Below are 4238 nucleotides of genomic sequence, written 5' to 3'. Positions count from 1 at the left end.
TTAGCCGGAGGACTTGGAGCAGTGGGGATTATCCTAGCAGCTGTGATCGATCATGTTCCCTTATTGTTCCTATCCTTGGTCATCTACGGAGCTGGTACCGCGACAAACTTACAAGCACGTTATGCAGGAACAGATTTAGCGAATGCTAAACAACGCGCAACGGCCGTCAGCATCGCCTTAGTAGCGACGACATTTGGTGCAGTTGCAGGTCCGAATTTGATAGGAGTGATGGGTGAATTCGCTTTATCGATTGGCGTTCCAGCTTTGGCTGGCCCGTTTATTTTGGCAGCGGCAAGTTTTATTTTGGCTGGTTTGGTGTTACTAGCTCTGCTTCGTCCTGATCCATACATTCTAGCTAAAGCAATCGCAGAAAGACAGCAAACTGATGAAGGTAATCTGACTAATGCTAAATCACAGCCTATGACTAAACGAAATCGAGGGATTATGGTTGGTGCGGTGATCATGGTGTTAACGCAAATGGTGATGATTGCGATTATGACAATGACACCTGTACATATGGGCCATCACGGTCACAGTATGAATCAGGTCGGTTTGGTGATTAGTCTTCATATTGGAGCGATGTTTCTTCCTTCCCTGCTTACAGGCTATCTCGTTGATAAAGTGGGCCGAACAGCGATGGCGATCGTATCAGGTGCGACTCTCTTAGCTTCAGGAATATTGGCGGCTGTAGCTCCTCCTGAATCGATGCTAGGTCTGACAATTGCGCTTATCCTTTTGGGACTAGGCTGGAACTTTGGCTTAATTAGTGGTACAGCCCTTATTGTTGATGCAACAACTCCGTTTAACCGTGCCAAAATTCAAGGGTCGGTCGATGTGTCAGTCGCATTATCTGGAGCAGCTGGAGGAGCAATGTCTGGCATGGTCGTTGCTCATACTAGCTTTATGTTTCTTTCATATGCAGGAGGTTTTCTTGCGCTCTTACTTATTCCGGTTGTCATTTGGGCGAATGATAGTGCTAAGGGGAAAATGGAAGATGAAGATAGAATGAATGCATAAAAAAACGACCTACTTCCACAAATAGGAAGAGGTCGTTCTCATTCTTTATACACGATCAAAGCCTTCTGCTTCTAAGTAATTCGCTGCTTCTCTATAAGAATTAAATGTACCGTCAAGGCTATCATCGTCGCCATACACATTCCAGATATCTTCTTCTTTTAAAATTGTTAACGTGACGGTGTTTTCATTGATCCACATTTCTTCTGTCGGGTCGTTTGTCGGTGCTTCTTCCTTTGGTGTTAAGGAAAGGATCGACTTACGAACTGTCGCACGAAGCGCTTTTTCAGTGAAATCACGAATGTTAACCATCCCTTTGTCATTTGTCTCATAGCCAGTCATTCTTCCGGCATAGACAAAGCCATTCCCATTTGGGTGCAAGTGATAGACAACATTTTTATTATCATAAGAGCTCTCATTATAGTGGAAATTCACTCGGCCTAACGAGACATCTTTACGCTCAAGCTCTGGGAATGATTCAATAATCGCTAATTTTTCTTCAAATGTTAACATGGTACCTCCAATAAATCTTCTAATGTGTTGATGGCTCATTATACCATACTTTGATGTTGGGATTTTCTTTCAAAATGAGCTCGATAAATTCCTTTTTACGATAACCCTTTTAAAAAGGTTCCGATTAAACGAGGGATGAACAATACGATATCGCCTACAATGCCAATCGTTGTACTCAAAAGCATGTCTTTGTCTTCGCGCTTATTCTCACTCACGTATCATCGCTCCTACTTTTTTGTAAAATTATACCATGGTGCATAGGAGCACTACAATCTTGCTTTCCTAAATCCATCAAGCGTTGTAATGACAGCCACAACAATAAGGGTAATGATCGCTGATGCAAGGATCCAAGTGAAAAATTGATCAACAGTCGTGCTCGTGGAAGTAGCGAATACATTTGTCATATAGCTCACAAAAGTTGGCTCAAACAACGTAGGAGTCGTAAGGATGATGATAAATAAGACCGTGTAAAGCACATTGTAGAATGAATTGAAGAGAGCTAACTGCATGGTCCATTGTCCGCTCACCCATTTAATAATCGATAAAGCAATTTCTGCGGCAATGATTAACATTATGACCGGCCAAAACGTCAGTAATACTTCTTTTGAAAAGATCGATGTCACAAGCTCTAATCCGCCACCTTCACGAGGTGTGTAGATACCAATTAAATCGATTGCACTAAAATACAAAGCTCCCCAAATTGCTGTCCAGACTAATGTGGCAAAGACCTCAGCTTTTGAAATCGCTTTTTTCTTCGGAATTGGTTCAATCTCCTTTAATTCTTCTGRTGACCATTCCTTTGCAGTTGGTCTCATTAAATGTGGGGCTACACCTGCCCGTTCGACAATGACAAATACGAGAGTCACCCAAAATAACACATGAATCCCCGTTCCGAGGGCCATCCATATACCTTCTCCTAGTAACCCAACTATAAAGGAAAAAAGATCTGTGCCGTTGTATCGTAAAAAGCTTGTAGCGACAAAGGTGAGGAGGATAACGGCTAACACGATCGGCATAATCATGCGAATGGTACTGAGGTAGAGCTCATAATATGTGGGCCCTATTAAATATGATGTTCCTTCATGATACTCATTTGCTAGTTTCATTGGGTCACCGAGCTTAGCGAGAACGGTGAGTAGTTCCTCTTCGGTATAATCCTCTGGTAGCATGTCTTCAATTGTAGAGCGCAGTTCAAGTCCGATATCCGCTCTCGATTTCACTGGCAGCCGTTTGGTGACCTCCTGAATATAGACATCTAATAGATTCATCACTCCTCACTTCCTTTCATCAGTTGATCGAGTTCATGTGTTGTTTTTTCCCACTCTCGTTTGAGCTCGCTTAAGATTTCGGTCCCAAATTCACTCAGAACATAATACTTACGTGGTCTTGTATCTGAAGTATCCCAGCTGCTTGTGACAAGCTCTTGTTTTTCTAATCGCCGAAGCAGAGGGTAGAGGGTGCTTTGTTCAATCGTGATTCCGGATGTCTCAAGCCGTTGTACTAAGGAATAACCATATTGAGGCGTACGCAATTGACTCAATACAGCAAGGGTTAACGTTCCGCGCCGTAATTCAGTCGTTAACGATTGTAGTAAGTTGCTCATCATCTCACCCCGGTTTTTATATAGTGTATATCATACAGTATTATAAAATGAATAACAATATGGATGAGAAGGTGAAACGATAGTAGATCTTCAATACTTAGTAAGTGATTTGACAGATTTGCTGCTTCAGATGCACGGATGATTCTTGATACGAAAATATCAGAAGTACTAAGCCGGCTAAGCATCGAGCCATCCGATGAGTTAGAAAAAGAGTATTCAGAAGTTGTTTGAAGAAAAGCAGAGATTGCAATAGTTTCCAAAAAAGAAAAAGCTTGATGAATAGACTCCTCAAGCTTCTCTTCTAGTTTCCGTCGTGAAAATCCCCTTCTGCCACTTGTGATAAACATAAATCACAAACGATAAAGCAAAGATCACTAAGAAATACTGCCCGGGTAAAATGTTTTTATATTCAGCAATCCCCATCACTCCTAATAAGGGAAGGACACCAAATGCCATCGCCGCATCCGTCACCAGATTCACTCCTACATAAAGAGGAAACTTATGAGATGTGAATACATAGATCCAGAACGTCCCTATAGCAAATATGCCATAAGTGAAGCTGACATCACTCATATAGCCCCAAGGAACAATGTATTGATAAATGACCCACCACTCATATGTATAAGCAATTTGAAAAATGATCGTCATCAGTAGAGAGGTGAATATGGTTACTGGCATGTACGTCTTGATCGTTTCCTTTGAGGCGAAAAGTAAAGACAGCCACGGAAGAAGGAATGTGACAAACAAGATAATTTTAGTCATAGAACGTCTCCAATTTTTTGGTGGTTTTTCTAGATTAGTTTTCCAACTTCCCACTCTTCTATACAAATAGGTGATTGAGACGCGATTCTCTGTTACGATAAAGAAGAGAGAAGCAAATTATGATCTATAGGAGTGGAACCATGACAGATAAAAAAATCATTTTCTTTGATATTGATGGAACGCTGTTAGACCATGATAAGAAGTTACCGCCCGCAACAAAWGAGGCGATCAAAACCTTACAAAAAGACGGTCATGAAGTGGCAATCGCAACCGGTCGTGGGCCCTTTATGTATGAAGATTTGCGCGAGGAATTAGGGATTCAAAATTTCGTCAGCTACAATGGGCA

Annotated in this window: 6 protein-coding genes; 2 read left to right on the top strand and 4 right to left on the bottom strand. The window is 41.6% G+C overall.

The features are described from left to right. The coding region (locus tag AB685_RS27275) for an MFS transporter (protein ID WP_047973739.1) at window positions 1-1017 on the top strand (1017 nt) is incomplete at its 5' end. Between the two features lie 45 nt (window positions 1018-1062). Here AB685_RS27275 and AB685_RS27270 read toward each other — a convergent pair. The 4 genes from AB685_RS27270 to AB685_RS27255 all read right to left on the bottom strand — a co-directional run bounded on the left by AB685_RS27270 (window position 1063) and on the right by AB685_RS27255 (window position 3892). Further along, window positions 1063-1527, bottom strand: a complete 465-nt coding sequence (locus AB685_RS27270; protein WP_047973738.1) for a hypothetical protein — start codon at window positions 1525-1527, stop codon at window positions 1063-1065. 266 nt (window positions 1528-1793) lie between these two features. Then, complete coding sequence (locus tag AB685_RS27265) at window positions 1794-2795, bottom strand: hypothetical protein (protein WP_047973737.1); 1002 nt, start codon at window positions 2793-2795, stop codon at window positions 1794-1796. Next, window positions 2795-3130, bottom strand: coding sequence for a PadR family transcriptional regulator (locus AB685_RS27260; protein WP_047973736.1), 336 nt, complete (start codon window positions 3128-3130; stop codon window positions 2795-2797). Before AB685_RS27260 ends, AB685_RS27265 begins: the two co-directional genes overlap by 1 nt. Before the next feature lie 288 nt (window positions 3131-3418). Further along, a complete protein-coding gene (locus tag AB685_RS27255; protein ID WP_047973735.1) occupies window positions 3419-3892 on the bottom strand; it encodes a hypothetical protein in 474 nt (157 codons plus the stop codon). Window positions 3893-4032: 140 nt separating this feature from the next. On the opposite strand from AB685_RS27255, the gene AB685_RS27250 reads away from it, so the two are divergent. Beyond that, window positions 4033-4238: HAD-IIB family hydrolase (locus tag AB685_RS27250; protein WP_047973734.1), on the top strand; the 206-nt coding region annotated here is incomplete at its 3' end.

This window comes from Bacillus sp. LL01 (genome assembly GCF_001037965.1).
The sequence above is the reverse complement of the archived record's forward strand: the minus strand, read 5'-3'. Positions and strand labels throughout refer to the sequence as shown.

Coding starts and splice junctions, on each gene's coding strand:
- AB685_RS27270 (WP_047973738.1), bottom strand. CDS start 1,527: ATGTTAACATTTGAAGAAAAATTAGCGATTATTGAATCATTCCCAGAG.
- AB685_RS27260 (WP_047973736.1), bottom strand. CDS start 3,130: ATGAGCAACTTACTACAATCGTTAACGACTGAATTACGGCGCGGAACG.
- AB685_RS27255 (WP_047973735.1), bottom strand. CDS start 3,892: ATGACTAAAATTATCTTGTTTGTCACATTCCTTCTTCCGTGGCTGTCT.